The 25,670-nt window shown below is 48.4% G+C and carries 30 protein-coding genes and 1 tRNA gene; 11 read left to right on the top strand and 20 right to left on the bottom strand.

The genetic code is table 11. The features are described 5' to 3' along the window. Positions 1–37 precede the first annotated feature (37 nt). Positions 38–280 carry a YolD-like family protein gene (locus ACFOLF_RS12065; protein ID WP_210046050.1) on the bottom strand — a complete coding sequence of 81 codons (243 nt, stop codon included), beginning with the start codon at positions 278–280 and terminating at the stop codon, positions 38–40. A gap of 458 nt (positions 281–738) precedes the next feature. Here ACFOLF_RS12065 and ACFOLF_RS12070 point away from each other — a divergent pair, with 458 nt between their 5' ends. Next, complete coding sequence (locus ACFOLF_RS12070; RefSeq protein ID WP_210046049.1) at positions 739–984, top strand: hypothetical protein; 246 nt, start codon at positions 739–741, stop codon at positions 982–984. A 104-nt stretch (positions 985–1,088) separates the two neighbouring features. Here the strand turns inward: ACFOLF_RS12070 and ACFOLF_RS12075 are convergent. Continuing rightward, positions 1,089–1,165 (bottom strand) — tRNA-Met (locus ACFOLF_RS12075). A gap of 188 nt (positions 1,166–1,353) precedes the next feature. On the opposite strand from ACFOLF_RS12075, the gene ACFOLF_RS12080 reads away from it, so the two are divergent. From ACFOLF_RS12080 to ACFOLF_RS12110, 7 genes are all read left to right on the top strand, one after another. After that, positions 1,354–1,809, top strand: a complete 456-nt coding sequence (locus ACFOLF_RS12080) for a hypothetical protein (protein ID WP_210046048.1) — start codon at positions 1,354–1,356, stop codon at positions 1,807–1,809. Positions 1,810–2,149: 340 nt separating this feature from the next. Then, positions 2,150–4,465 (top strand): helix-turn-helix domain-containing protein, encoded by a 2,316-nt coding sequence (locus ACFOLF_RS12085; RefSeq protein ID WP_210046047.1) that lies wholly within the window; start codon positions 2,150–2,152, stop codon positions 4,463–4,465. Between the two features lie 392 nt (positions 4,466–4,857). Beyond that, on the top strand, positions 4,858–5,778 hold the full coding sequence (locus ACFOLF_RS12090) for an ABC transporter permease (RefSeq protein WP_210046134.1): 921 nt from the start codon (positions 4,858–4,860) through the stop codon (positions 5,776–5,778). Positions 5,779–5,806: 28 nt separating this feature from the next. Next, positions 5,807–6,703 carry a carbohydrate ABC transporter permease gene (locus ACFOLF_RS12095; RefSeq protein ID WP_210046046.1) on the top strand — a complete coding sequence of 299 codons (897 nt, stop codon included), beginning with the start codon at positions 5,807–5,809 and terminating at the stop codon, positions 6,701–6,703. Between the two features lie 107 nt (positions 6,704–6,810). Continuing rightward, positions 6,811–8,508: an extracellular solute-binding protein gene (locus tag ACFOLF_RS12100; RefSeq protein ID WP_379114281.1), complete on the top strand. Its 1,698-nt coding sequence runs from the start codon at positions 6,811–6,813 to the stop codon at positions 8,506–8,508. 208 nt (positions 8,509–8,716) lie between these two features. Continuing rightward, complete coding sequence (locus ACFOLF_RS12105; protein ID WP_210046045.1) at positions 8,717–8,977, top strand: hypothetical protein; 261 nt, start codon at positions 8,717–8,719, stop codon at positions 8,975–8,977. 255 nt (positions 8,978–9,232) lie between these two features. Beyond that, complete coding sequence (locus ACFOLF_RS12110; protein WP_210046044.1) at positions 9,233–9,358, top strand: sporulation protein YjcZ; 126 nt, start codon at positions 9,233–9,235, stop codon at positions 9,356–9,358. A 337-nt stretch (positions 9,359–9,695) separates the two neighbouring features. On the opposite strand, the gene ACFOLF_RS12115 is transcribed toward ACFOLF_RS12110, so the two are convergent. Both ACFOLF_RS12115 and ACFOLF_RS12120 read right to left on the bottom strand, forming a co-directional pair. Continuing rightward, positions 9,696–10,846, bottom strand: a protein-coding gene (locus tag ACFOLF_RS12115) for an IS3 family transposase (RefSeq protein WP_379114518.1) whose coding sequence is annotated in 2 segments (ribosomal slippage) — positions 9,696–10,594 and positions 10,594–10,846 — 1,152 coding nt in all. Because the reading frame shifts where the segments join, the coding sequence is not laid out codon by codon here. Positions 10,847–11,014: 168 nt separating this feature from the next. Then, on the bottom strand, positions 11,015–11,686 hold the full coding sequence (locus tag ACFOLF_RS12120; RefSeq protein ID WP_210045112.1) for a transposase: 672 nt from the start codon (positions 11,684–11,686) through the stop codon (positions 11,015–11,017). A gap of 87 nt (positions 11,687–11,773) precedes the next feature. Here ACFOLF_RS12120 and ACFOLF_RS12125 point away from each other — a divergent pair, with 87 nt between their 5' ends. Both ACFOLF_RS12125 and ACFOLF_RS12130 read left to right on the top strand, forming a co-directional pair. Next, complete coding sequence (locus tag ACFOLF_RS12125; RefSeq protein WP_210045113.1) at positions 11,774–12,106, top strand: transposase; 333 nt, start codon at positions 11,774–11,776, stop codon at positions 12,104–12,106. 17 nt (positions 12,107–12,123) lie between these two features. Then, positions 12,124–13,029 (top strand): IS3 family transposase, encoded by a 906-nt coding sequence (locus ACFOLF_RS12130; RefSeq protein WP_379219622.1) that lies wholly within the window; start codon positions 12,124–12,126, stop codon positions 13,027–13,029. On the opposite strand, the gene ACFOLF_RS12135 is transcribed toward ACFOLF_RS12130, so the two are convergent. Beyond that, the gene (locus tag ACFOLF_RS12135; RefSeq protein ID WP_210045115.1) at positions 13,013–13,747 is read right to left on the bottom strand and encodes a transposase; all 735 of its coding nucleotides are present in this window, start codon (positions 13,745–13,747) and stop codon (positions 13,013–13,015) included. The two genes, ACFOLF_RS12130 and ACFOLF_RS12135, sit on opposite strands and share 17 nt — an antisense overlap. Before the next feature lie 829 nt (positions 13,748–14,576). Here ACFOLF_RS12135 and ACFOLF_RS12140 point away from each other — a divergent pair. Beyond that, positions 14,577–15,320, top strand: a complete 744-nt coding sequence (locus ACFOLF_RS12140) for an Ltp family lipoprotein (RefSeq protein WP_379113620.1) — start codon at positions 14,577–14,579, stop codon at positions 15,318–15,320. 192 nt (positions 15,321–15,512) lie between these two features. Here ACFOLF_RS12140 and ACFOLF_RS12145 read toward each other — a convergent pair whose 3' ends face one another. The 15 genes from ACFOLF_RS12145 to ACFOLF_RS12215 all read right to left on the bottom strand — a co-directional run bounded on the left by ACFOLF_RS12145 (position 15,513) and on the right by ACFOLF_RS12215 (position 25,647). Continuing rightward, positions 15,513–16,127, bottom strand: a complete 615-nt coding sequence (locus ACFOLF_RS12145; protein WP_210045116.1) for a lysozyme — start codon at positions 16,125–16,127, stop codon at positions 15,513–15,515. Then, entirely contained in the window at positions 16,117–16,389 is a 273-nt protein-coding gene (locus tag ACFOLF_RS12150; protein ID WP_210045117.1) for a phage holin family protein, read from the bottom strand. The genes ACFOLF_RS12145 and ACFOLF_RS12150 overlap by 11 nt, the downstream gene beginning before the upstream one ends. Before the next feature lie 20 nt (positions 16,390–16,409). Further along, a complete protein-coding gene (locus ACFOLF_RS12155; RefSeq protein WP_210045118.1) occupies positions 16,410–16,730 on the bottom strand; it encodes a hypothetical protein in 321 nt (106 codons plus the stop codon). Positions 16,731–16,791: 61 nt separating this feature from the next. Next, complete coding sequence (locus ACFOLF_RS12160) at positions 16,792–16,923, bottom strand: CD1375 family protein (protein WP_379113618.1); 132 nt, start codon at positions 16,921–16,923, stop codon at positions 16,792–16,794. A 55-nt stretch (positions 16,924–16,978) separates the two neighbouring features. Then, complete coding sequence (locus tag ACFOLF_RS12165) at positions 16,979–17,086, bottom strand: CD1375 family protein (RefSeq protein ID WP_210045119.1); 108 nt, start codon at positions 17,084–17,086, stop codon at positions 16,979–16,981. 1 nt (position 17,087) lies between these two features. After that, the gene (locus ACFOLF_RS12170) at positions 17,088–17,579 is read right to left on the bottom strand and encodes a hypothetical protein (RefSeq protein WP_210045120.1); all 492 of its coding nucleotides are present in this window, start codon (positions 17,577–17,579) and stop codon (positions 17,088–17,090) included. Between the two features lie 11 nt (positions 17,580–17,590). Then, a complete protein-coding gene (locus ACFOLF_RS12175; protein ID WP_210045121.1) occupies positions 17,591–19,153 on the bottom strand; it encodes a hypothetical protein in 1,563 nt (520 codons plus the stop codon). Between the two features lie 14 nt (positions 19,154–19,167). Beyond that, entirely contained in the window at positions 19,168–19,800 is a 633-nt protein-coding gene (locus ACFOLF_RS12180; RefSeq protein ID WP_210045122.1) for a hypothetical protein, read from the bottom strand. Continuing rightward, positions 19,797–20,975, bottom strand: a complete 1,179-nt coding sequence (locus ACFOLF_RS12185) for a baseplate J/gp47 family protein (RefSeq protein ID WP_210045123.1) — start codon at positions 20,973–20,975, stop codon at positions 19,797–19,799. The genes ACFOLF_RS12180 and ACFOLF_RS12185 overlap by 4 nt, the downstream gene beginning before the upstream one ends. Next, the gene (locus ACFOLF_RS12190) at positions 20,965–21,324 is read right to left on the bottom strand and encodes a DUF2634 domain-containing protein (protein ID WP_210045124.1); all 360 of its coding nucleotides are present in this window, start codon (positions 21,322–21,324) and stop codon (positions 20,965–20,967) included. Before ACFOLF_RS12190 ends, ACFOLF_RS12185 begins: the two co-directional genes overlap by 11 nt. A gap of 1 nt (position 21,325) precedes the next feature. Then, positions 21,326–21,724 carry a Gp138 family membrane-puncturing spike protein gene (locus ACFOLF_RS12195; protein ID WP_210045125.1) on the bottom strand — a complete coding sequence of 133 codons (399 nt, stop codon included), beginning with the start codon at positions 21,722–21,724 and terminating at the stop codon, positions 21,326–21,328. Further along, a complete protein-coding gene (locus ACFOLF_RS12200) occupies positions 21,721–22,512 on the bottom strand; it encodes a phage protein (RefSeq protein WP_210045126.1) in 792 nt (263 codons plus the stop codon). The genes ACFOLF_RS12195 and ACFOLF_RS12200 overlap by 4 nt, the downstream gene beginning before the upstream one ends. Continuing rightward, entirely contained in the window at positions 22,502–22,825 is a 324-nt protein-coding gene (locus tag ACFOLF_RS12205; RefSeq protein ID WP_210045127.1) for a phage baseplate plug family protein, read from the bottom strand. The genes ACFOLF_RS12200 and ACFOLF_RS12205 overlap by 11 nt, the downstream gene beginning before the upstream one ends. 4 nt (positions 22,826–22,829) lie before the next feature. Next, the gene (locus ACFOLF_RS12210; protein ID WP_210045128.1) at positions 22,830–23,363 is read right to left on the bottom strand and encodes a phage baseplate protein; all 534 of its coding nucleotides are present in this window, start codon (positions 23,361–23,363) and stop codon (positions 22,830–22,832) included. After that, entirely contained in the window at positions 23,356–25,647 is a 2,292-nt protein-coding gene (locus tag ACFOLF_RS12215; RefSeq protein WP_210045129.1) for a phage tail tape measure protein, read from the bottom strand. The genes ACFOLF_RS12210 and ACFOLF_RS12215 overlap by 8 nt, the downstream gene beginning before the upstream one ends. Between the last annotated feature and the right edge of the window lie 23 nt (positions 25,648–25,670).

Below are 25,670 nucleotides of genomic sequence, written 5' to 3' on the forward strand. Positions count from 1 at the left end.
AAAATGGCTTCATTCACGAGTATGACCTTTTTATGATTCAGCTGGCATTCTCTACATTCATAATGTCCAAAAAAGGAACCTTCGTAATTTCACCAAGATTCTCCATATGTACAAGCCTCGTCCGGGCATCCATTAAAACAATCCTGCCTTGAACCTTGTTCTCCCAACCCCATACCGTCAACAACAGCTCCGAATCCTCCTGCTTGGCTTCTGTCAGCCTCTCACCGAGCTCTTCGAGCTGAAACTCATCTCTTGTTGGCCTTTTTGGCGCTTTAGCCATGCCTGTCCATTCCTCTCTGTCACTAAATTTGCTCTGCAGGTTCCAATAAAAAAGAAACAGGCCGCTTCCCGACTAAGGTTTGCAGCCCATCAACGTCGTTTTGTCATTCCCGGATTTCTTGCTGTCGCTGGCCTCGGGCGGTACACAGCAGCTTTTGCCTGACGATCTGCCATTATAAATTTCCTACCCTTAACATTACCATAATAATTAGCAAGAAGAAACGGCTCCGCCGTCCACCGGCAGCGTATATTTAGTTTCTTCCCTCAGAAAGATAAGCAAAGTATGGACCAAATTTTATACTTTCTACTATTTTAATAAAGAATAAATAATGAAACGCTATTCAAAGAAGCCGCACTGCAGAAAACCCTTTGTTTTCCGCATCCATTTGTGACATCATAAAGCATGACGAAGAAACCGGCTGTCCATCAGGCTGGTTTGAGGTCGGAAGGAAGATGATCATGGACGACATAAAATCTGTAACGGTAGAGTTCAATGGCAACACGTACAAATTGCTGGCCGATCCTGATATAACGGGACGGCTGCTGACAGAAGGCAGATTTCAGGCTAACGATCATGAATTTTCTGTGCATGCTGTCGACCGTGAGGGAAAGGATTGCCATATTTATTGGATTCTGCCGGTAGTTGATGGCGTTGCCATTGACTCACTGAACTGGGCGCATATTGACCGCGTCGAGTATGACTAACCGCCAGAGCTTCAGATTGCCCATTGTTTAATCAAATGACGAAGAAATCCCCGATCAGCTTAGGGGCTGAACGGGGATTATGTTATGACCATTCATTTAAAAATTGGTTGCGGGGGCAGGATTTGAACCTGCGGCCTTCGGGTTATGAGCCCGACGAGCTACCGGGCTGCTCCACCCCGCGTCATTGCTTCATCCGGTTTTACCGGGAGATCATAGTATAACCCATATCATCTGAATAAGCAAATGATATCTTCAATTTCTTTTCGACTCCTGATACCTGCTTAGGCCACAGCCCATTTTGAACCAGGCAGGTATCACGATCCGTTCATTGTGAATAGGCTAAGTCATCAAAGTATTGGAGGTTGAACAATGGCGATCCATCCTTATGCATATCCATATTTCCGATATCCACAGCCTTATTTTCAGCCCTATTACGCACACCCCCCCGTCCATCCATACCCGTATCATCCCTGGGTATATCCTACTGGACGCGAGCCCTATTGGAACCAAGTAGGAGGACATGGGATCGGGTTTAACGCGGATGGCCATCTTGGACCATTCGGCGCCGGCATTCATGCTGGCGGTCATCTTGGCAGCGGATATGGGGCCCCTCTCTCACCGGATGGCAGCCTTGATCCGCAGGCAGCCGGCAATTTTGGCGGCGGATATGGCTTGGGCATTAATGCCGGCGGCCACATTGGCGGCGATAAAGGATTAGGCGTGCAGGCAGGCGGTCATCTCGGCACCCATGGGGTTGGCGTCCAGGCTGGCGGGAATATTGCCGGTCATGGAGTTGGCATGAACACCGGCTTCAATTGGGGTTAATCTCCCCTCTATATTCCTGTTAGAGCGCCTGCAGCGGCGCTCTTTTTTCTTTCTCATATTGCTTGCAGCCTGACCATAGTACCGGTTTTTCGCCAATTTGCGACATTCTTAATCGGCCAATCATCATCTTCATGGAAGCACCGTAATGAGTGCATATGTAATAGAAGCTTCGCGTTCCCTGCCGTTTTTTCTTCGAAAACAGGGCGTGGAGCCTCCTCATGGCTTGCGTCTTGCGAACGAATCGTGATAAGTTGCGCATGATCGTCTATAATAGGGGTAGAGAACTACGGACCGCAGTCATGCAAGCGCTTAATTTTTGTTTCGGGGGGAGCTAGATACAATGAGAGGGGCAACATTTTCTCCGATGTTTCGCAGATTTCTGATTTCATATTTAATCGTGCTCCTGCTTCCCAACGTAGCCGGCTATATGTCCTACAGAGCTTCCGTTAAGGTAGCGGGGACCAGTTCTGTCGAGAACAGCCGTGCGCTGCTCAACCAAAGCAAGGAAATTCTCGAAACCCGTCTCAACGAGGTGGAGGCCTTTACCAAGCAGCTGGCCATCAATAAGGACCTGAATCTGATCATGACAGAGAAGAATCAGCACGATGCCAATAATGTATTCGGGCTGCTCGGCATGTCGAAGGACATTGCCAACTATACAAGGGCCAATGATTTTCTGCAGAACTTCTATATCTATCTGGACAACTATAATGTTGTCCTGACGGCGGATTCTTTGTATTATCGGCCGGAGCATTTCTACGAGCTGAATCACTATAAAGATATGACTTTCGAGCAGTGGAAGACGACGATTTTGGATAAATTCCACGAAAATGAAATTATCCCTCTTCGCCCCTATATCAAGAGCAGCGCGCAGAACTCGGACATCACGTTCCAGAGCTCGGTCATTACATTCATCCAGTCGCTGCCAATCAACAGCTTGAATAAACCGCGGGCAACCGTTGTCGTGACGATAGACGAACAGAAGATCGGCCGGCTGCTAAGCGGCATGTTCGGGCAAAATGGAGGCTGGGGCTTCATAACCGACAACAAGGGCAACACCCTTATTTCCCAAGGCATCGATGACGCGTCGATTAAGAAGCTGTCTCATATCCCTTCGGGGCAAGCGGGCGACCTGGATACCCTTGAGAACGGAATGCTTCTCATTACCGTGCAATCGGCCACAACTGGCTGGCTGTATACCGCTGGCATTCCTGAAGAGATGGTCATGCAGCAGGCGAACCAGATCAAGTATGTGACCTGGATGTTCACGGCAGGCGCTCTGATAATCGGTCTGCTGATTATATTGATGCTCGCTTACCGCAATACGGCTCCGATCGCCCGGCTGCTTAGCGTCTTTAAGGACCAGGCCGAGTCCGGGTCCGACCGCTACAAGAATGAGTACGATTTTCTGTCAGGCAATATTTCGAATCTGATCGACAACAACAAGCTGCTCGAGTCGGAGCTGAACAAGCAGCTGCCCCTGCTGCGCGACGCCTTCATCAAGCGGCTTCTGGTAGGCGAATTTTATTCGCTGGACGAGATCGAGGCGGTTTCATCCCAGGCAGGCATCAGTGTGGGTTCCGCACAAGGTCATGTTTGCGTTATAAAGCTGAACGGATATGGAGAAATCGACAACGAGGAAATCATTCATGAATTAAGCCTCGCCCGGCTGCTGCTCAAGAAGCTGCTCCAGGAAGAGGATGAAGAGCTGCTCGTGACCGACCTAGGCTCGGATAAAATCGCCCTTCTGTACCCTCGGAAAGCGGAGCCTCAGGATGAAGCCGACAATTTGGTTGAGAGCCGGATGACACAGCTGGCCGAAGAGATATTCAACCAATACAGGCTTACTGTGAGTATCGGCATCGGCAATCCCTACCAGACGCTAAGAGATATAAGCCGTTCGTTCGACGAGGCGCAGCAGGCATCGGAATATGCCGTGTATGGCGGTGAAAGAAGAGTGGTATGGTACCTTGATACAGCCAGAGAAACATCGATGTACTATTACCCCATCGATACCCAGCAGCGACTGCTGAACACGCTGAAGGTTGGCGAATACGATGAAGCCAAACGGATTCTGGATCAGATCCTGCTCAAAAACTTCGAGGAGCGCGAGCTTTCCTATGACATGAGGCAGCAGCTGATCGTCGAGCTCAAGGGAACGATCCTCAAGCTGATGGATCAGAAGTCCTTTCAGGATGAGGCGTTTAACGAGTCGGTCAGAAATGAAATTGCACAAATTCAACCGCTTGATGCGGTTGAACAGCTCAGAAGCCGGCTCGATACGCTGATGAGGAATATATGCAGCGCCATCGCCAAGCAAAAATCCGACGATGTCGATGAAACGATCCGCGCCATCATGATCCATATCCAAAATCAATATACGGATCCGGATCTAACATTGTACCGGATCGCCGAATCGGTGCAGCGTCCGGAGCGGTTCATCTCCCATCTGTTCAAGGAGCAAACCGGAGAGAACCTCTCCGATTATCTCGAACGGATCAGGATGAACAAAGCTTCCGATCTGCTGATCCAAAACGAGCTGACGATCGATGAAATTTCTGCGCAGGTAGGCTACAACAGCGCGCATTCCTTCCGGAGAGCGTTCAAGCGCGTCAAGGGGGTAGCTCCAAGCGCCTACCGGCAAACATCGGAATAGCATGATCGCCAAAGCCTGTCCAACCTATGGACAGGCTTTTCTTCGTCCTTGCAGAATCACAGTTATCCATTCTGAAGGTCTAATGGAAGTACCGACGCTTGCCGCCAACGGACGGCGACTGCCGTTCCTTCTTTTGCCCTTGTTTCCGGTGCAAAATGTACGCTTCCGGGGAACTGTACGCTCGAATATTCTGCGCAATTGTACGCTGATTTAGACGAATTTGTACCTTTACGGGCCATGGATGAAATCGGTATCATTTGAGGTGGGCAAGAGAAGAAAGCGTTCACAACAGAGCTGCGGCACGAACATATTCTATTGCCGCTGCGAATCAAGGGGGGATTCATCTGGGCACGATAACAGCAGCAAATCAAGAGAAAACGAAGTCGCGGAGGATGCTCTCCAACCTGGGAGCCATGGCGGGTCGAAGCTTAAGAAAGCACTGGCAGCTCTACCTGCTGGTCATTCCTCCATTGCTTTATTTTGTGATTTTCAAGTATATCCCGATGTTCAACGCGGTGCTGGCCTTTAAGGATTACAATGTTCTCAAGGGCATTTGGGGCAGTCCATGGGTCGGGACCAAATATTTTGAGCAGTTCTTTCATAATCCGGTGTTCGTGACGCTGCTGAAAAATACCTTGCTGATGTCCTTGTATTTGCTGGTTATCAGCTTTCCGATACCGATCATACTGGCGCTGGCGCTCAATGAGGTGAAAAGCTCGAGGTTCAGACGAGTCGTACAATTGGTCACCTATGCGCCTTACTTTATTTCCACTGTCGTCATGGTATCCATCATTATGCTGTTTCTTGCTCCAAGCACGGGGCTTGTCAATAAAATTCTCGAAGCGACCGGTTCCGAATCCATCAATTTTCTTGGCAATTCGGGCATGTTCCGTTCGATCTATGTCTGGTCGGACATCTGGCAGACCGCGGGCTATTCCGCCGTTATTTATTTGGCAGCGCTTGCGGGCGTCGATCCCTCCCTCTACGAGGCGGCCAAGGTTGACGGCGCTTCGCGCATCCAGAAAATTTGGAACGTGGATGTTCCGGGGATTTTGCCTGCAGCCGTCATCATCCTCATTCTGAATGTCGGCAATATGATGGCGATCGGCTTTGAGAAAATTTATTTGCTGCAAAATCCGCTGAACACGACGACTTCCGAAATTATTTCCACCTATGTGTACAAGATCGGACTGCTCAACGCGAACTACAGCTTCGCGACGGCGGTCGGACTGTTCAACTCCGTTATCAATCTGGTTCTGCTTATAATGGTCAATACGATTGCCAAACGACTCTCCAACAACAGCCTTTGGTAGAGGCTTCGTACAGAAAGGAGCCATTGCTATGGCGAGCATAAGACATACCGTCCGCGAGTCGTTGGGAGACCGGATGTTTCTCGGACTGATCTATCTGTTTTTAATTCTAGTATTGGTGGCAACGGTTTATCCGCTTATATTCATAATCAGTTCATCGATCAGCAGCCCCTCCGCCGTATCGGGCGGCCGTGTATGGCTGTGGCCTGTGGAAGCGACCTTTGTCGGCTACAAGGCGGCGTTCCAGAACAGCCAGATCGTGACGGGTTATGCAAACTCATTGTTCTATACCGTTGCCGGCACGCTGATCAGCGTCGTGCTGACGACCATGATCGCCTACCCGCTGTCGCGAAAAACATTCTTCGGCCGCAGTGGAATGATGATGTTCATCGTATTCACCATGCTGTTCAATGGCGGCCTTATTCCAACCTATCTGGTGGTTAAAGCCGTCGGCTTGATCGATACACGCTGGGCTCTGCTGCTGCCCAATGCAATCTGGGTATGGCAGGTTATCATCGCCCGGACCTTCTTCGCCACCTCCATTCCCGACGAGCTGGCGGAAGCCGCTGAGATTGACGGCTGCAGCGACCTGCGCTTCATATTCAGCATTGTTCTGCCGCTTTCCAAGCCGATTCTCGCCGTATTGACGTTAATGTACGCTGTCGGACAATGGAACGCCTATTTCGACGCCCTGATTTATCTGAAATCCAACAATTTGTTTCCACTGCAGCTGTTCCTCCGGTCGATTCTAATTCTGAATGCGAATACCGGCACCTTGGGAGCGGGAGAAATTGCCGAGAAGCAGCAGCTGGCCAGTTTGATGAAGTATTCAATCATCGTCGTATCCAGCTTGCCGGTGTTGATTTTGTACCCGTTTGTACAGCGCTATTTTGTCCAGGGAATGCTGATCGGTTCCGTCAAGGGCTGATCCCAAGGCAATCCTCCGGACCGTCCTTGAAAGGGGGAATGCTTATGTAGCTGAGATTTGCGGTTCAATCCGTTTCCATTCATTTTAAAAAAGGGAGAGGTTGCATTTTGAAAAAGAAGTGGACAATAGCCGCAGCATGCATGTTGGCTTTTAGCATTATCCTGGCCGGTTGCGCCAAGGATAACAATACGGGAACAAACGGAGGCGCTGCTGCCAATACGCCGTCCACAGGCAATGCCGAAGCGCCGACAGCCGAGAATCCGGTCACGATCAGAGTATTTGCGAATGAAGATACGGTCAACAACCAGAAACTGGAGACCAATGCATTTACGAAGCTTGTTGAGAAGCAGCAAAATATTAAATTTGAATGGACAACAGTTCCTTCTGACGGTGCTCCTGAAAAAAGACAAATCTCGCTGGCAAGCGGCGATTATCCTGATTTGTACCTGCTTGTGGCCTATGTCGACCATTTCAGCCAAAACGATCTGCTGCGCTACGGCCAACAGGGAGTAATCCTTCCGCTTAACGATTTGATCGATCAATATGCTCCGAATCTGAAGAAAACGCTTGATGAAAATCCGGACTACATGGCCATGAATACAGCACCGGACGGCAAAATTTACGGCATCAACGGGCTGAGTGCCTGCTACCACTGTTCCTTCCCGAACAAAATGTGGGTTAACAGCTCATGGATGAAGAAGCTGGGCATCGAGACACCGAAGACCCCTGAAGATTTCAAGAAAATGCTGGAAGCCTTCAAGAACGACGATCCGAACGGCAACGGTAAAAAAGACGAAGTGCCTCTTAGCGGTTCGACAGAAACCTTTGGCGTACATGTCATTCCCTATCTGATGAATGCCTTCATCTACGATGACGACCGCACCTACCTGATGATGAAGGACGGAAAAGTGGATCTCGCAGCCAATAAACCGGAATGGAAAGAAGGCCTAGCCTACATCAAGTCGCTGTATGATGAAGGGCTGATCGATCCGGGCGCGTTCACACAAAACGCCGACGCGTTCAAAAAAATCGGTGAAAATGCCGACGGTCAGATTCTCGGTGCCGGAGCAGGCATGCACCCCGCAATCTTCCTGGACATCGCCGACGGGAACCGCAATTCCAAGGATTATGATTCGATTCCCCCTCTGACCGGACCAAACGGTATAAACTATGCGACCATCCAGTATACCGGGAACCAGGGGGCATCATTTGTGCTCACGAACAAAGCGAGCGAGGAAGCACAAATCGCCGCTATTAAAATGCTTGATTCCATCTACACCTTCGACGGACAAATACAGGCGAATGCCGGCATCGAAGGCATCGACTGGCGGAAGCCGCAGGATGGAGAGAAAGCGCTCGACAGCACTGTTCAGCCGCTATGGGTAACGCTCCCGCAGAAGAGCGGCGAGAAGCCTCGCAACAACTCGTGGGGCTCGCTGGGCCAATACGATCTGGATGCCGCATTCCGCAACTCGCAGGTGCAGTCAACGGATATCTATAATGACGACGGCTACGAGCGCAGATTGTTCGACGCCACCAAAAACAACTATGACGGCAAGCAGCCGGCTGAAATATTCCCGTACTGGGGCGTCTGGATCGATCCGGCTTCCGCCGATCAGGCCGGCATGCTGCAAACGAATATCACCACCTACATCGATCAAAACGCCCTGCAGTTCATCACAGGCGGCAAGAGCCTCGATAAAGATTGGGATGCGTACATCAAAGGATTTGACGGTCTGGACCTGACGAACTATCTGGACATTATGCAAAAATCATACGATTCCTCCGCCTTTTCGAAGAAATAAGATTACTCAAGAGGAACAGCTGACGCTCGTCTTTTGGATCATGACAGTCATAAAACATTGAGGCTTCTTGCACAAGTTCAATCGAACTTGTGCAAGAAGCCTCTTTTTGTGTTTCATTAGATTCTCGCAATATTCAATTCTTGGCCTATCACATTATCGGTCTACTTTGCATTTAATATAGAGCAACTAATAGAAGAGAGGTGATTTTATGGCTTGTGCAAGAGCTGTTCCTCAGCCCGATTTAGTATTGATCAGTTGGACAAGAAATCCTCTGGTTCCCGGTTCAGCCCGCCGCATTATTTCTGCTCGCGTTATTGGCAGCGCAGTACCGTGCAGAGCAAGTCTGGTACCAAATGGATTGCTTATCAATGCTCTGAACTGTTTATTAGACAATGATATTGGATTCAAGATTGTAATCCGTAAAAAAACTTCAAATATCAGCGGATATTTGCTGCTGCAGCGCAACTAGTTGTTTTTTTAATGGGGCAGCGAATCCGCTGCTCCCTTTTGTATTTGTGCTGATGATTTCCTGATGCCCACGGTACCAAAATCAGTTTCCAACATAGCAAGTACTTATAATTCCCGAAAATACATGTATGGATCTCCAGTATTGATTCGCTGCAGTTTCAATCTTGGGCTAATGCCACTCCGTAACAACTGCCCACTCATACCCGGGTACGTGTGCATAAGTTAAAGAGTACCGAAAAACAAGGAGGTGCTTTGGATGTCCGGTGTAGTTGGCGGCGTTGGCTATGGTGGATTTGGCACAGGTATTGGCATTATTCTCGTACTCTTTATCTTGCTTGTCATAATCGCATGCAGCTGTGGAGTTGGAAAATTCGGTTATTAATTTAAGCTTTGGAACGTAAACCTCCGATCACGTTCCGGACTTGTAATCTCCCCCTAAAAAGACCCGCCTTGCGGGTCTTTTTTGCCTTTTCAACGCATATATCCTTGCTTGCTGAGGCTGGTGTGCCTCATCCCCTAATAATGAATCGGCTCGGCGCCGCTAAAAAAGGCTTTACTGCAAGGAATGTGACTTTTTTGTGGGTTTTATACAAAAACGGGACCCCGAAGGGCAATGTCATTAAGTTAAGTTTAAAGACAAGACCTGAATAAAAATGGAATCAAAAAACGGCATGGGCAAAAGTGGACCTCTGTCAAGATAGTAGACACAGATTTTTTTCTTACGCTGCCTGACCGGGGTACATACGTTCGTAGTCAGAAGGCGTGTTATACCCTATCGTAGAATGGATACGTTGGTTGTTGTAAAAAACTTCGATGTATTCAAAGATACTCTTTTTCGCTTCTTCGCGCGTTTGGTATTTATTGAGATAAATCAGTTCTTTCTTTAGAACGCTGTGAAATGACTCGATGCAGGCGTTATCGTAACAGTTTCCCTTGCGACTCATGCTACCGGTCATTTCATATGTGTTGAGTTGCTTCTGGTAATCATGGGATGCGTACTGACTTCCGCGATCCGAGTGGTGCAACAATCCTGTACTTGGCTGTTGACGACCGTGGGCCTGTCTCAATGCCTGTAGTACAAGCTCTTTCGTCATCCGTTCACTCATGTGCCAGCCGACAATCTTACGTGAGTATAGATCGAGTACGCTCGCCAAATAAAGCCAACCCTCATCAGTGGGGATATATGTAATATCTGTAACCCACTTCTCATTCGGTTTACTTGCAGTAAACTCTTGGTTCATTACATTTTCTTGAACCGGTAGGGAGTGCTTAGAATTGGTTGTCGCTTTGTATTTCTTTACGGTCTTGGACCGTATTCCATTCTCCTTCATGATACGAGTAACGGTACGACGAGAGATTTTGACACCCTGTTGATGCAACCGTTCGGTGATTTTCGGGCTTCCATAAAGTTGCCTATTCTCATCGTATACTTCCTTGATTTGTTCCGTCCATTCCTTGTGCTGACGCTTACGTTCACTCTCAGGGCGCCCTAGCCATTTGTAATAGCCGCTACGAGAGACTTTCATTATGCAGCACATCTTCTCCAATCGGTACTCGGAGCGGTGTTCGTGGATGAACGTATATCTTACCGACGGTCTTTCGCAAAGAAGTGCATCGCCTTTTTTAAGATTTCGTTCTCCTCTTGAAGATCACGAATGTATTTTTGCATCTCTTTTATTCTCTGATCTTCTGGGACTAGGGCTTGTACAGCAACGATTTCCGGCTCACTGCCATACCTTTTCTCCCAGCCATATAATGTATTTGCATTAATCTTCAACTCGCGACCGATCTCTGCTACCGACTTCCCACTCTCCTTTATATATTTAACTGTTTGCTTCTTGTACGCTTCATCATACTTGATCTGTTTCATAGACACAGTGTCCTCCGCTCATCTATTTGAATCTAGTATAATCTGTGTCTACTACTCAGTCTAACTTCAAAGCTCTGTGCCGTTTGTTTTTTTGTGTAAGCAAGGAAAAAGCGTACAGCAAACAAAGCGGATGGAATATCCGCTTAAAAAATGTTCATGTGAGACGAATTATGCTACTCTGTAAACGAAGCTAACAGCTGACTTCCAACGGATTTTGCGCGTATTCTTCTGCCCTGGGCGAATGGGTCGAATCGGCAAAATGTTTTTGCGAATCAGTGCTTCAACATCGGGCGGGGGTTCATCGTCCCGTGAGCGCAGGAAATGTCTACAAACGTAAACGGCAACCGTGAAGTTGACTTGGTAGGAGTGCCGTTTATCCATTTGGGAAATGACGACGTGAGAGGTCATCATTTCAGCGAAATTGTACATGATCAATCTTGCGAAAATCTCTTGGGTGATGGACTCTTGTCTCTTTGCGTGAAAATTCGTCAGACCGACGGTGTATTTTAATGCCCTGAAAGAGGTTTCAATGCCCCATCGCTTGTTGTAAATGGACTTGATTTCATCGGGTGGGAAATCAGCGGCAGAAAGATTCGTAATGACGGTTTCATAAGCGCCACTCGGCAGGACGAAACGAACAACCCGAAAGGAAATCCGATAAAACAAGTTCTCATGCAAGTCCAAAAAATCGAATGTAGACGTGGAAGGGACGAACTTGTACATCTCGGGATGAGCCTTGACCGCTTTGGTTTGTTTCTTGGTGAGTATCAGATGAACGTCCCTATCAAACTCTCCGCTAGAGGGCAAACGCAAACCCGAAAGAATACCACTGGAATCCAAATCCTTTCTCTTAAGCCCCGAAATTGGATTTGAGTCTAGTCTACTTAACGTAGTAAACTAGAGGCAGAGCCGATGGAGGGGATTTTTATGCAACGAAGAAGGTTCACAATCGAGTTTAAACAACAGCTTATCCAAGAAGCGAGTGAGATTGGAAATGCATCTCAGGTAGCCCGCCGGCATGGTGTGGATCCTAAAATGTTGTATCGATGGATCAAGCAGACGGAACACGCTGATTGGAAAAACACCGATCCTGCTTTGAAGGCGGTCAAGGTGTATACCCCTTCGCCCCATGAGTTTCGAAGTCTTGAAGGGGAAAATAAGCAGCTAAAGGAATTGCTCGGGGAGAAGGATCTTGAGATCGCCATTCTGCGTGATCTGATAAAAAAGCAGAACCCAGCTTATCGGACAAAATTGAAGTAGCCGACAAGTGGATCAAGCTGGGGTATGCGGTAAACCGCGTGTTAGGGATCGTCGGCGTAAGCGAGCAGATCTATTATTACCGCAAGAAAATACAGGTGGAGCCTCGCTCCGCCAAGCGCGGCGGTGGTCGCCCCGTGCCTGGTTACTCCCGGTCTCTTTTTGGAGATCCGGTCAGTGACGGGCAGATCGCCGAGTGGCTTAGTGAGCTGATTAACGGGGAAACCGGCGTGTATGGCTACCGTAAGCTGACGCTCGCCCTGCAGCAGGATTACCACCTCATCATCAACAAAAAGAAAGTGTATCGCCTGCTCAAATCCATGGACCTGTTGCATCCACAACGCCGCAAACGCGTGCATTACCCGCGAAAATTAGCAAATAATCGGATCATCCAGGCCTCCAATGAGCTGTGGGAGATGGATATCAAATATGGCTATATTGCAGGCGAACAGCGCTTCTTCTTCCTGCTCAGTGTCCTGGATGTCTACGATCGTGCGGTGATCGATTACCACATCGGGTTGTCCTGTGAGGGGAGTCACGCAGCGGCTCTTATTCCGCGTGCGCTTTGGAAACGTCAGTTGTTCCACTCGACCATTCGACCGGTTATTCGGACGGACAACGGGCCGCAGTTCATTTCTCGTGCCTTCGAAGAGGCTTGTCAGATGCATCAGACGGAACATGAGCGTATTCCGCCGAAAACGCCGAATAAAAACGCGCACATCGAAGCTTTCCACAGTCTCCTTGAGGCCGAATGTCTGTTGCGAAATGAGTTTGTAGATTACCAGGAAGCGTATCGTGTTGTAACAGAATACCTTTCGTTTTATAACGAGCGGCGCATGCATGGCAGCTTATATGATCGTTCACCCGAACAATTTCGAAAAGCGATCATGGCCCAGCAAGTTCAGCCATTCACAGTGAAAGTTTGAGTAGATTCGTGCAAATGTAAGGATAATGCTCGTTAAGTGGTCTTGACTCAAAAATTTGGGTGTTTAAGCGCTTTACCCGTATGACATAGTTCCATCCTTTACGTTCTATGTGCGCGAAATTGTTGTAACTTTCATAACCTCTATCGGCAGTAACAATGGTTCTGCCCTTGATGGGGGAACGGTCAACCATAGCAGCCAGCGCCCTTCCCTCGTTGCACAGCCTTCGTGGCTGAACAATGGCATCCACGTAAAGCCTGTTGCACAAGTCATAGGCTGCATTCAAATGCAGAAGGTTATAGCCCTTCGTGTTCGGTTGACTCTGAAAATAGGTATCCGCATCCGCAGTGTCCGTTGCGATATGCAAATCCGAACCGTCAATGGCTAGCAATCGATATCCTCGATAGTCCTTGATTTCCGTATACGATTGCGTAAATTCGTGAAACAAGAATTCCACAGCAGACGGCAGGATTTTATTCCTCTGTTGAACAAAAGCAGAAGTGGTTGCGGTGTTTACGTCATAGCCCTGCGATTCCAAGAGTTCCTTATATAGGCTGTTTCCGCCCATAGAGATCAGGAGTTGCATAACCGCTTCAAAGGGCAGCTTTTTCTTTCGGGTAAAATCTTTATCAGGGTTTTTGACATAAGGTGCTGGTGTGGCTGACATTTCTCTTATGAGGGATGTCAGCGTTTTTTTGAGCGAATTCGCGTACGGATCCAATGGCGTAACCTCCTCGTTTTTTCAAGGGGCTTCGCCACACATTTCTAACTGCTAGTCAAGTCCTGTTTTTCTTTTTCGTGCAAAAAAAAAGAGCGGGCTATCTTTTCGATAACCTGCTCTTGTTCTTGATTTTTGGCCCTGCGCCTTAACTTAATGACATTGCCCCGAAGGGTCCCGTTTTCCTTGATATATAAGGGTTTTTGGTCGGATGATTACATCATGCCGCCCATCTTTTGGATGGTTCCATTGTCATTCGAAGTCATTCGATCAATTTATATAATTTACTTAATTCTCATATTAAGAAATCCCAGCTTCGGCTTCATTCGACTAGAAACGAAAAATTCGTGACTTTTTCTGTGACCATCGTGACTTTTTTGTATTACTTGTGACCTTTACTATTATCATTAATTAAGTCCCAAGCGCTTGGGATATTACTTCTTCGATAAATAATCCCACCCTCTCCATTTGTTTTGCCCTCTTGGTTGTATATCCCATTGATCGGGCCAATACTTGGGACGATTACAACGGATGCAAGTCAGCAACCCGCCGATATGTTTCCACTTCCCATTAGTCAGGCAATCACATGTCCCGTTCTTATATCGCTCATTTAATTCCACATTGCTTAGCATAATCATCAGCCCCTATATATTCGTTATATAGGAACGCATGTTCTAAGTAAAGATAAAAATAACTTTATTTTATTTTCTCTTCATTATATAGGGAATGCTTCCGATGAAAGAATTAATCGAAGTAATTTCCACATATCGCCAAAATGGGACTTTTGTAGTAGTATTATTTAATCAAATATTGTTTGGAGGAAAATCAGATCATGGGAATGTTTTTTGGAATCGTAGGCTTTATCGGATTTATTGTCTTAGGTATTATGGGGATTATAGCTTTCTTTAAGAAAAACGGGAAAGCAAAAAGGAACTTCATTATCTCGGGTGTCTTATTTATCGTCTTTATTGTGGGAATTGTTAATACAGGAACGACTGCAGAGAATACCAATAAAGAACCGGTGGCTGTTAGTGGCGAAGAATCAAATGCAGAAAACGAAACAAAAAAAGCTGATGTAGCATTAGCAGCTGATAAGGCTGATGCTGAAGCAAAGGCAAAGACTGAAGCAGAGAATAAAGCCAAAGCAGATGCTGATGCTAAAGCGGCAGAGGAACTAAAAAAACAAGAAGAAGAAGCTAAAGCTGAAGAGGCGAAGAAGAAAGCTGAAGAAGAAAAGAAAAAGGAAGAAGCGAAAGCTTCGGAGAAGAGTGTACCAAGAGAATATACGTCGGCATTAAAAAAGGCTGAATCCTATGCAAAATCTATGAATATGTCAAAGGCTGGTATTTACGATCAACTAACCTCGGAATATGGAGAGAATTTCCCAAAAGAAGCAGCTCAATACGCTATTGATAACATCGATTTTGATTGGAATGAAAATGCATTAAAAAAAGCTAAATCCTATGCGGATTCTATGAGTATGTCAAATTCAGCTATTTACGATCAATTGATTTCAGAATATGGGGAAAAATTCACCAAAGAAGAAGCGCAATATGCGATAGATCATTTAGAATAAATCCCCGCCGGCCAAAGGTGTGAAACTCCAATGAAATTCGGCATCCGCAAGCCAAGCATTAAGAAACGGATCGCAGCTCGAACGAGCATCAGTAAGTTTGGGTAAATTAATACCTCCTCCTCCCCCGTGGGAGGATTTTTTTATCCTGGTAACAAAATAGCCCCACCAGCCACGAGGCCAGCGGGGTTTCGTTTATTTGTTGACTGCCACGATAAATGTCAGCCAGCTCAGTTCAGAGACCGTGAGCTTGTTCGACTTTGCTTTATCCAGCCATGTCTTGTCCGTTATCACCTTGCGTTCCAGCAGCGATTGAATGCCCTCTGTCAACGTCGTCCATTGGTATTTACTCAGTTCCAATTTCTCATCCTCCTTGTCCAGCTCTTCCGGCTTATTGAATAACGCCAATTCCTCACCACGCCTCCGCACCAATCCGGCCAGCACGTTGCCGCCGCCCTTGTTGTACTGGGGCATGCTTGCAGCAATTTGCTCGATGGTGCGCCCAAGGCACAACTTCCGAAGGTTGCCCGCGCCGCAGTTGTAACAGAAGCTTACCAGCGCATCGAACTGGTTTTGGTTGAGCTGCAAGTTCAGGTCGTTCACGGGGTTCTCGTACCGTACGATGTCAGTCAGGAACATCGCATCGGCCTTCGCCTGCGTGATGGTCATGCCCTGCTTGACCTCTGCGTCGTAGTGCCCCCAGCCGATTGTATAATACTCTTCAGTAGAAACCGGCTGATAAGCCGTCAGTCGGCAACCCTCGAAAGACTTGATCAGCTTGATGCCCGCTTCCGATATTTTACGATTCATCGTCATTCCCCTTTTTAGCCTGCTTGACTAGCTGGTTACCATAAACGGCGAATGCGCCACACAAAAGCCCCTGTATGATGCTCTGCACGGTCCAGCTCTCCATGATGCCGACCGCGATAATCGCGCAAACGCTGACGATGTAGACTATACCCCAGTCCTGGACTACCGGTGTCTGTTTCAGAATATATCCGAGCACCCAACAACCTGCAACCACGATCAATAATGCCGGGTCAATCAAACCAAAAATAGCTGTCCAATCCATATATCTATCATCCTCTCAATTTATAATCCTACTGCTCTCCATAAAAGGCCGACTGCTGCAACAAAAAGTGTTAATACACCGAGCGTTGTACTAATCATCCATAATTGGTTTGTGCGCATTTCCTTTAATCTTTCGGTCATTTCGTCCAATCTGTGATGCGCTGTTCTCGCTCGATGATCTGCATCCCGGGCAATGTCATCTGACTGCCCCAGCTTATCAACCAGCCGGTTTACGCTAGTTGCCATCTCTGTAATGGACCGTGTATTGCCCTCTTGCAATACTTCAAGGCGACCGACCTTGAGCGCGATATCATTAAGTGCTGACATTTCTTGAATACTCATTCTCGGCCCCCTGTATATGAGATGGAGGCCCCGCCTTAGCAGGGCCGTTTGTGATCGTTGCTTATAACGGGTTTCCGTTTTCGTCGAGATCCATTGCAGCAAGAATATCGCGAACCTTGTTCTGCTGACTTGCCGGTACTTGGTCAAACGTATAATAGCCCTTAATAATAAGTGTAGCGTATACGACTGCCATGTCGTCCATCCCCCTTCCCACTTGATATAAGAAAACAAGCCGCTCTATCAGCCGTTTAAGCATCGGCATCCAGAATGGCTTGTGTTTCTTCCCGTTTGGTTACTGGAACATCATCAATGGTCTTAAGTCCCTTACGAATCAATGTTGCGTAAACCTCGGCCATATCAGTTCTCACCTCCTTCCGGAGTTGCGACAGCTTCAAGGGCTGTAATACGGGCGTTGAGTTCTTCAATAACTATGCTTTGGGAGATGATCGTTTCATAGGCCTCCGCCAATCCAAGCATTGTATTGACCGTCTCCGTCTCCTGTGCACCACTAGCGTCCTGCTGCGTTTCATACACTTCAGCCACAGCGAGCATCGTATTGATGCTATCGGTCTCTAGCGCCTCAATACGCTCCTGATCGGGTGTATTGGGCGCTGGCGGTCGTGCGGCCCATTCGTCGTCTAGTTCTTGCTGCGAGCGCTCGACCACTACGCCGCCCACGATTTTAAAAATGTATTGGTAACGATCATTGACAATCCGTTCGGTAAACTGCCGCAATCCTTCGCCTATTAAGAAGTCTGTTTCTTCTGGCAGAATATCGGCATTTGAGAAGCCAAGAATGACAATTCCATTTTCGTCTGGACGGTAATAATGCTTATAAAAGCTACCCATGGTTAACCTCCTTAAAATTCTGCATCTGCCGTCCATTGGAACATTCGACGCGACGTAATTGCGCCTGCAACCGTAAATTCTGACCGGAAATTCGTGTCTGAAACCCAATCTACAACCTTTCCACTATCGACTACCCTATCCGTATCACCGTCATAAACGCGTCCTTCGTTCCCCTGAATGCCCCATATTCTAACCGATGGCGTAGTTCGTTTGGTTACGCTAAACGAAGTTGTTCCGAATGCGGCCCCGTTATTTGCATTGTCTGCTGTAACAAAGACCATGGCACCATTATTGATAACATCACCCGGCTTGCTTGGTTGTGAATAACTCTTTTCAAAATACCTCTGACACAACGCCAATTCTTCACCCACCGCACGCGGTCGAAATGCCAGCGGCGTATCTCCTTCATTTAGCTGAATCTGCGAGAAATCAATAGATCCTGTTGCATATGTGCCGACTTGTCCTGATGGAAGGGCAATCGGGTCATTGTCGTCCTTGTAAATAACAAATGTCATCATTAATGAGTTACCAGAACCAACCACTTTTAATGCAATAGAAGGTACGGTAAATGTGAGAGAGAACTTCTGCCATGCTGTTGTCAAGTCAAACGAAGCGCCGCCCGGACATGGAACATCAGGAGAACCATTTAATCCGAACTGTTGAGTGAGAGCGGCGGCAATCCTCCTATTTGTTGAAGCCTTTGCATAAAAGCTCAATGTGCACTTTCTGCCCGCGTAGGTTAAAACATCCTCAATTTGTTGCTGCACACGAATAATAGCATTAGATGGGGCTTTTGTTCCTACAGCATTGACAAAATATCTGCAGAAATAGGACGGTTCGCCCGGTACGTCAGTTTGACCACGGGTGAATAATGTCCGCTCGAATTGGAAACCTGTATTCGAACCCGTGCCGCCTGTACCCTCGAATACTTGGCCCCAAAATCTATCAGGACCATATCCGGCAGAATTTCCACCGCCAAAATTATTCGCATAAGGAACAATTGCCCCGCGCTGCCAAATATCGAATTGTCCGTTCATGACAGATTGCTGGGGCTTCCCGACCGTGATCGCATTATCGACCGTTGCTTTAATGGCTACATCATTACCCGCCACAGGAGCCACCGTTTTGATACGGTCAGCGAATAATCCCCCCTCTATATACACACCTTCAGACGCATTTATATTGACACCCATTGCCGTAATGTTTGTCGAATCACTGGATACGATGTCAATAGATTCACTTTCGATTCTCGCACGTAACTCGTGGTAAAACGTAAAAGCACTTTCGATAAACCTCAAAGCCCCTAGAAAATCCCCATTTACATCCTTGAACATTAATGGGCCTGTCATTGTGTCTCCGCTCCGTTTGACTACATTTCCAAGTGCGGTTGCCAGGTCTTCGTTTTCTAACGCTTTTTCCTGCAACTCCAACAACACTTTATAAACCCGGGACATTTGCCAGTTCCAATAATCCGCAGGCGGTCGTTCATTCGGAAGCCACCCTTCTGTTTTCTTGCTCTCTGATGGCTCAACACCAGGCGCTAACCATTTTGGAGGTTCTTCAATAAATGGCATGCTCGATCTCCTTTCTATATTGGCAAGTCTGTGTCATCGCCGGGCTGAATAACGGCTCCCAAGCGCCCGCCAGTCGTCTGCGCTACGTCTGCAAATCCACTGTTAGGATCTGGAGCGTCATCGATCGCACCAAAAGCAAAGGTGCCGGACAACTCGACTGCATCTACCCTCACACCCGCTGCCACGGTCCGCTGAATGATCCGCGCAAATTGATCAAGGCTGATTCCGGAGGCATTAACCCGATCCAATGGCAGACGCATGAGCGATAACGCGGCAGGCTCTGGATCAACCGGGTCGTTATATTTCTCGCGGATCTCAATTTCCGAATATGGCGCATTGACGGCCACGGCGATTACTTGGATGATCGTGTTTATATCGCCCTTGGATAAGTTTCGAGCAATCTTGGATTTGATTAACACCCGGTATATTTCATCCGTGGCCACCCCTCGCGGCTGGACCACATTGGAGCCAATCCGGTCCAACGTTGTGCCTTCTGCCTGGTCGATATCCCGCCATTCGCCCATGATCTGCAAGGTATCGTCAAGTCTCTGCATTTCGTTGGTGACGATGCCAATCAGCTTTCCTATGTTGCTGGTTGGTGATTTTTGGAACACATCAGAAAGCCGCTTGATCATGTTGTCAATCATGTCGCAACCACCACCGTAATTTGATCCGCTGCCGTCTGTGCAACTTCTTGCGGACCGGTGACGATATTGTGTGCAAACCACGATGAGCCGCCATCGAGGGACAATTCAACAGCCGCATCGTCTACCCCAGGAATCGTCAGTGCCGTTGCAATCATCCGGGAAAGGACCACATCCGCGCCCATCGTCAAACCTGAATACAGCTGACCGTCCGCATCCTCACCGCCGATATATTTGATAAGCGCAGTCTTCAGCTGAGCCGCGCCGTCTGCCGGATAGCTGGAGTTTTTAGTGACCGTTACCTTAATGGATACGGTAACAGTCTCAGCAAATGAAAAATGGACCTCATGGGCATTGCCCGCAAGGTCCAGCACTGTGACGCTTTCCGATCCATAAGACTCAATCCCAGCCGCCTTCTTTGAAAAAATCGCAGCGCCGATATCTACAGCCGATCCGCCCAGCACGTATGCTTCAAACGATTTGGGAGGACGTCCGGCGCTGTCCGTGGCATTCGTGATGTTTTCAATAACCACCGCAGCTCGGACGCCTGCAACGCCTAAGAGTATTCCACGAATACTATCCACGGTACCGGAACCGCCCGTTGATACGGATTGCTCAAAACGGTCCCGGAATTCTTCATCCGTTTCCTTCTCTCGCCCGCCCCTGATTTCGGCCGGATTTGTGACTCTTGTCACATCGGCATTAGGGTTAACAATATCCACGATCATTCCAGCGGCAACATTGCCTGTTTGTCCCGGATTGACTGCCGTCACCGTGACCGTCGCCGTGCCGCCCAAACCAATTGGGATATCGGTATCTGTTTCAAAGTAGACATCACCTGCAGCCACTCGGAATCCAGCAGGCACAATATAGCCTGGTGTACCGGTTAAGGTGACAGCGCCTGTTGCATACTGCTCTGTGATACGTGTCACGCCCACATATGGACCGAGTCGATCCAAATTGTTACCGATTGCTGTATTGATATAGCCATTGTTGTATACCTGCTCGGCGTCCTGCCAAAGCATTGCCAGCGCCCACGCCTCTATTCGCAGCAGTAACCCAATGGGCGAATCCTCGGCGGTGTTGGTTGTCTCCCCGAACACCTCTTTGGTCTTCAGCTCCATGCTTGCAAATATGTCCTCAAACCGCTGCCGCTTAAACCCTGTGCTATCCAGCATTAACCTCCACCCCCTCTGTCACCGTTTCACCGTCAACAGATGTCGCCACAAAAGAAACCTGCTGCATCCTCGATGTCCGATCACTGATAATGTTGATCTCTTCGACCGTGGCAATACGGGGATTTTGATGCAGTCCGGCGCGGATCTCATCCCGCATAACTTCCATATCTGGTTGCTTGGCATTAAACACATCAAAATTAATGCCTAGTTCCAGGTTCAAGAACCACTCTCCTTTATTGGTGCCCAGAATAAGTTGAACGCTTTGGGCTAACTCTTCAGGTCCTTCGACCATAAGCAGCTGTCCATCTTCAAAAACCAAATCACCGTCAACCAGTTTTAAAGACTTCATATTATCCCTCCACCAACGATGCCGGGAAAACACCGACAATTACCGCATCATTGATATTATGTGTCCGGCCGCTATCCGGATTTGCCATCTGTCCAGACAAGGCGTTCTTAATCTCTCGATCCGCACAGACCACAAGCACGGTATCCCCTACATGCAGCGCCGGACGATAGACTTGTTCCACCCCACCCACAGAAAGCCGTTGGCCCAGGGCAGGAACCGATTGAATAAGTGCCGGATTTGCGCTGCCGGACCGGATAAGAGGCTGCACCGTAGCCTTGCAGGTCGATGTGTCAAAGGCCATTACCCGACAAGGGATGGCAACATTCAGGGCTGCAAGCTGCCCGCTGAGCGCTGCCGCCATGAGTCGTGCCAGCGTGCCCGCGGGATCTGGATTTTTCATAATACCGCCTCCATCTCCGTTGTAAAATCACCCGTCCGGCTAAACGTGTGCGACCCGGTGCGGACATACAACCGGCCGATGAAGGCATCGCTTTTAAGATCGATCACGGACGCGGTTGTAATACGATACTGGAGCTGAGATGTGAGGTTATACCCTTGGGCTCCGTCACTCTCAAACCATTCCGGCGTGCCGATCAGTCCCGTATCTGCTGAGAGCTTGAACAGCTCATCCTTGCCGCGTCTAAGATTACGTACGTAAAGTTTGCCTTTATTGATATAAACGCTAGTGCGGCAATCCTCTGCGACCTTGGCAATGATCTCTGTTGCCTTACCGGTTGCTGTATATCCGTCCATGTACCTGTAATCTTGGTACAAATCAAATTGTGCGAGCTGCAGGCCAATTTGCCCCGCCATCTCCTTGATGATATAGCTTGCAAGCGTCCCTTCTTTATAGGCGATATCCTTAATCGTTCGCTTGGATAAATCCTCGGCATCCAGGACGTTGATTGTGGTAATCCGGTCCACGCCATCGCGCACCGTTCGCGCGGCTGAAACAAAGCCGTGCAGGATAAGCCCCACATCGCCCTTGTAACCGGCATTAACCATCAATGTTTCATTGCGCTTGATCTTGTTGATCGTCTCCGGCGCAAGATTCCAAATCCGGATCTCCGATTCATTCGGCAGCACGTCATTATCAAAGGGCACATTGCCTTCCAGGTTGTATTTATCCATGTCAAATTGCATACCGGCCACCATGACCTGAACGACTCGGCCAAAGTTATTCGGCATTTGAATCATCCTCCACGATAAACAAAAACACGCTAACCGATAGCGTGTCCCAAGTCACAGCAGTGCTGATTTCTGATTCGTCATATGGCATGATCGGCACACCAGGGAAACGATTGTCCCACACATCCGTAAAAAGCGGCACGCCATAAACCAACTTTTCCCCTACAGCCAGGACCTCGCCGTCCTTTTCAAGGTCTACCGTAAAAAAGTCATAATCGGCATTATAATTGACCTCGAAGGTAAACAATTCATCGGCCAATGTTATATCAAAGCGATAAGGAATCAAATCCTTTTCAATGTCGATGTATTCCATACCATCACTCCCATTTGCTGCCTTTCTTAAACTGGACCTTTTTCACTTCCGGTTTTTCCTTCTTTTTAGGGGCTGCCTTCCCGGATGTTGATGATGTCTTTTTCTTCTTGTCATCTTTGGTCTTTGGCTGCTTGGTGCCCGAACTAATGACAGGGGCAGCCTGCGACTTCATGGGAGCCGGGAGTTGCGAAACCGGTGTTGACGTTGCAATCTGGACCTCGATCAGGGTAAACGAAAAATTAAAACCATCAGCCACCGTATTGTCGTGACTGGTGGTAAGCCCCGTTATTAATCCAGTGAAGGAGTTGCGGCCAACATATTTGACAATGCGACCGCTATCCGAGGACCTGGTAAGATAGTCTTTCGTCTTGGCTGCGTCTGGCCCGGCGACAACCCCACTCAAAGGCATGCTCCGAGGTGCCCGCTGGACATGATCCGTGAGGTTGACGCCCTTCTCGACAGGCTGCTTTGTGACTTCATTGTCATAAGCCGGATCTTCGCTCTCAACTAAAATATAATAACCGTCGAGTTTAGCCATTGGGTGCCGCCTCCAAGCCCATAATCCGCAGTGCCTTTAAAAACTCTTCGTGCATCATTTGTCGAATCCGTTTCTCATCCGCTCCGCTTACGCTGCTAACTCCTGCAGCAACTCCCGACATGTCCAGCTTCACGGTGATTTCATGGGTACTGTTACGCGCTGGCCCCGCTGGAGCAGACTCCGGTGTATAATCCTCATCCGGTAAAGCTTTTGTTTGTTGGCCCTGAATGATTTCGGTTGCGAGTCCACTCGAAGCATTCCCAACCCGGTCCTGAGTGTCATCGATACCAAGAGCTAAACCTTCGCCCGTGTACATCCCCATTTCCATCATCACTCGCGATGGCGAATGGATACCCAAAACACTCTTAACCTTGCCAGTGATCATATTGCCGATTTCTTTTACTTTGTCCGTGACGGCCGTTATTTTGGAGCTGATCCCATTGACCAATCCATTAATGATGTCAGCTCCGATCTGGAACAGGTTCATGCCCTTGAAAAACCCTGTTACTTTACCCCATATCTCTTGCACCTTATCCCATGCCTTTTGAAGGGCTCCAGAAATGGCATCCGTCATCCCGCTCCAAGCCGTCTTGATAATATCCCAAATCTCCATGGCTTTTTCAGATACCCAGTCCCAGTTCATGATTAACAGGACAATGCCAGCAATGAGGGCAACCACTACTACGACGATCCATGTGAGGGGATTGGCCCAGAAAGCGGCATTAAGCGCCCACTGTGCTGCAGTAGCCGCCCAAGTCAAGACAGTCGAAGTTACCATAACCGCCTTTTGGGCGATCCATGCAGCTGTCGATGCCCCAATTGCTGTAGCCGTCCGCCAACCTTCAGCTGCAAAGGACACGACTGAGGCTACCAATTTACCCGTCATGACCAAAGCTGTTTTACCTGCTTCGACGCCCGTTTTAATGATGCTGGCAACAAACGATCCGCTGATTTTCGCTCCCGCAGTCACGGCTTCGGCTCCCGCCTTTACTAAAGCCGGACCGAATACAACCGCCAGCACAACGCTTGCGGCTTCGATTTCTGTTTTATGATCTTTAATCGCATCTGTAATGGAATTAAACGTATCTTCCAACGGGTCAATCTGGTCATGTAACCATAGAAATGAATTCGTCACGCCATCAATCGCGCCACCGAGAATCGAGCCAATCACATCACCCACTTTCTCAATCTGAGGCTGATGGGTCGTCATCCATGTCGCGAACAGGCTGAGATAGGGCAGCAACTTATCTCCAATCGGTTGTAAGATGCCCGTTTCGATATGCCGCCTGAAATATTCCATACCTTCTCCAACCGTCGTGAAGCCATTATTCAGGTTGCTGACTGAATCCTTGCCTTTATCAAAGCCTGTATTCACGTCATCCAGGGCGCTGAACGCCTTCACGCCCAATTCCTCGAACATTGTACCGAACAAACCGACGCCAATCGTATTTTGTGCTACGGGATCTTGAACGTCCGATACCATGGATACAATGTCCTTGAATGCTTGTTTTGCGTCTGGCCCGCCCTTCGCGAAGGTCTGCATCATTTTGTCTGAGTCTAGGCCTAACATTTGAAATGAAGTTGCAGCCGTCCCCCCAGCCTCAATGGATAAAATGCTAAATTCGTTCATTGCATCGCCCAAAAGGTCCGTGCTCCGCGCTCCTGCCTGCATACCGTTATCTAAATAGGCAAGCGTGTCTTCCATATCGAAACCCATCGATGCGAACGCCTGCGAATACTCGTTGATACTATCCAAAAGATCGCCCTGGGCATTGGTGCCTTGTTGTTCCCCCTGCGTTAGCAAGTTGAAAGCCTCTGTCGAAGACACGCCGAAATTATCCATGGCTACCTTAACCCCGGCTATGGATTCCGCGACATCACCGTCAACCAAGCCCGCATAAAGCATGGCCTCACGCGTTGCATTTTCCAAGGCGTCGCCTGTGAGCTGCGTTGTTTTGGCGACGGCGGCAATCGATCCGCCCAAGTCCTCCCAGTTCTCACCAAAGCTCTGATTATATAAGTTCCTGGCAATCTCCTTCGTCTCCAGCATCTGTTCAGACGTTTGCCCCGTTGCCATTTGCACGTCCGACATCGCGTTTTCAAAGTCGGATGAAGCGCTAATTGCTGCAGCCCCAAGACCAACCAGGGCAGCTCCTCCCGCAATCCCCATGCCGACGACACTTTTGGTCAATATTTTGACTTTGGAATCCGCTTCATCGACTCCGCTGGAATTAAATTTAAACCCAATCGCATACATGAGGTTGCTGATGACGCCGCCTGCCATTCACTCACCGTCCTCAACAAAAT

Origin of the sequence: Paenibacillus sepulcri (genome assembly GCF_042647105.1) — a bacterium.
Lineage (GTDB): Bacteria > Bacillota > Bacilli > Paenibacillales > Paenibacillaceae > Paenibacillus_Z > Paenibacillus_Z sepulcri.

Bases quoted from the DNA above. Each gene is read 5' to 3' on its own strand.
- ACFOLF_RS12200 (WP_210045126.1), bottom strand. From the start codon at position 22,512: ATGCCGAATAACTTTGGCCGAGTCGTTCAGGTCATGGTGGCCGGTATG.
- ACFOLF_RS12125 (WP_210045113.1), top strand. From the start codon at position 11,774: ATGCAACGAAGAAGGTTCACAATCGAGTTTAAACAACAGCTTATCCAA.
- ACFOLF_RS12195 (WP_210045125.1), bottom strand. From the start codon at position 21,724: ATGAAAAATCCAGATCCCGCGGGCACGCTGGCACGACTCATGGCGGCA.
- ACFOLF_RS12080 (WP_210046048.1), top strand. From the start codon at position 1,354: ATGGCGATCCATCCTTATGCATATCCATATTTCCGATATCCACAGCCT.
- ACFOLF_RS12155 (WP_210045118.1), bottom strand. From the start codon at position 16,730: ATGAGTATTCAAGAAATGTCAGCACTTAATGATATCGCGCTCAAGGTC.
- ACFOLF_RS12210 (WP_210045128.1), bottom strand. From the start codon at position 23,363: ATGGCTAAACTCGACGGTTATTATATTTTAGTTGAGAGCGAAGATCCG.
- ACFOLF_RS12190 (WP_210045124.1), bottom strand. From the start codon at position 21,324: ATGAAGTCTTTAAAACTGGTTGACGGTGATTTGGTTTTTGAAGATGGA.
- ACFOLF_RS12070 (WP_210046049.1), top strand. From the start codon at position 739: ATGGACGACATAAAATCTGTAACGGTAGAGTTCAATGGCAACACGTAC.
- ACFOLF_RS12090 (WP_210046134.1), top strand. From the start codon at position 4,858: ATGCTCTCCAACCTGGGAGCCATGGCGGGTCGAAGCTTAAGAAAGCAC.
- ACFOLF_RS12180 (WP_210045122.1), bottom strand. From the start codon at position 19,800: ATGATTGACAACATGATCAAGCGGCTTTCTGATGTGTTCCAAAAATCA.
- ACFOLF_RS12140 (WP_379113620.1), top strand. From the start codon at position 14,577: ATGGGAATGTTTTTTGGAATCGTAGGCTTTATCGGATTTATTGTCTTA.
- ACFOLF_RS12215 (WP_210045129.1), bottom strand. From the start codon at position 25,647: ATGGCAGGCGGCGTCATCAGCAACCTCATGTATGCGATTGGGTTTAAA.
- ACFOLF_RS12110 (WP_210046044.1), top strand. From the start codon at position 9,233: ATGTCCGGTGTAGTTGGCGGCGTTGGCTATGGTGGATTTGGCACAGGT.
- ACFOLF_RS12165 (WP_210045119.1), bottom strand. From the start codon at position 17,086: ATGGCCGAGGTTTACGCAACATTGATTCGTAAGGGACTTAAGACCATT.
- ACFOLF_RS12085 (WP_210046047.1), top strand. From the start codon at position 2,150: ATGAGAGGGGCAACATTTTCTCCGATGTTTCGCAGATTTCTGATTTCA.
- ACFOLF_RS12150 (WP_210045117.1), bottom strand. From the start codon at position 16,389: ATGGATTGGACAGCTATTTTTGGTTTGATTGACCCGGCATTATTGATC.
- ACFOLF_RS12185 (WP_210045123.1), bottom strand. From the start codon at position 20,975: ATGCTGGATAGCACAGGGTTTAAGCGGCAGCGGTTTGAGGACATATTT.
- ACFOLF_RS12170 (WP_210045120.1), bottom strand. From the start codon at position 17,579: ATGGGTAGCTTTTATAAGCATTATTACCGTCCAGACGAAAATGGAATT.
- ACFOLF_RS12160 (WP_379113618.1), bottom strand. From the start codon at position 16,923: ATGGCAGTCGTATACGCTACACTTATTATTAAGGGCTATTATACGTTT.
- ACFOLF_RS12105 (WP_210046045.1), top strand. From the start codon at position 8,717: ATGGCTTGTGCAAGAGCTGTTCCTCAGCCCGATTTAGTATTGATCAGT.
- ACFOLF_RS12145 (WP_210045116.1), bottom strand. From the start codon at position 16,127: ATGAATCGTAAAATATCGGAAGCGGGCATCAAGCTGATCAAGTCTTTC.
- ACFOLF_RS12095 (WP_210046046.1), top strand. From the start codon at position 5,807: ATGGCGAGCATAAGACATACCGTCCGCGAGTCGTTGGGAGACCGGATG.
- ACFOLF_RS12205 (WP_210045127.1), bottom strand. From the start codon at position 22,825: ATGGAATACATCGACATTGAAAAGGATTTGATTCCTTATCGCTTTGAT.
- ACFOLF_RS12065 (WP_210046050.1), bottom strand. From the start codon at position 280: ATGGCTAAAGCGCCAAAAAGGCCAACAAGAGATGAGTTTCAGCTCGAA.
- ACFOLF_RS12175 (WP_210045121.1), bottom strand. From the start codon at position 19,153: ATGCCATTTATTGAAGAACCTCCAAAATGGTTAGCGCCTGGTGTTGAG.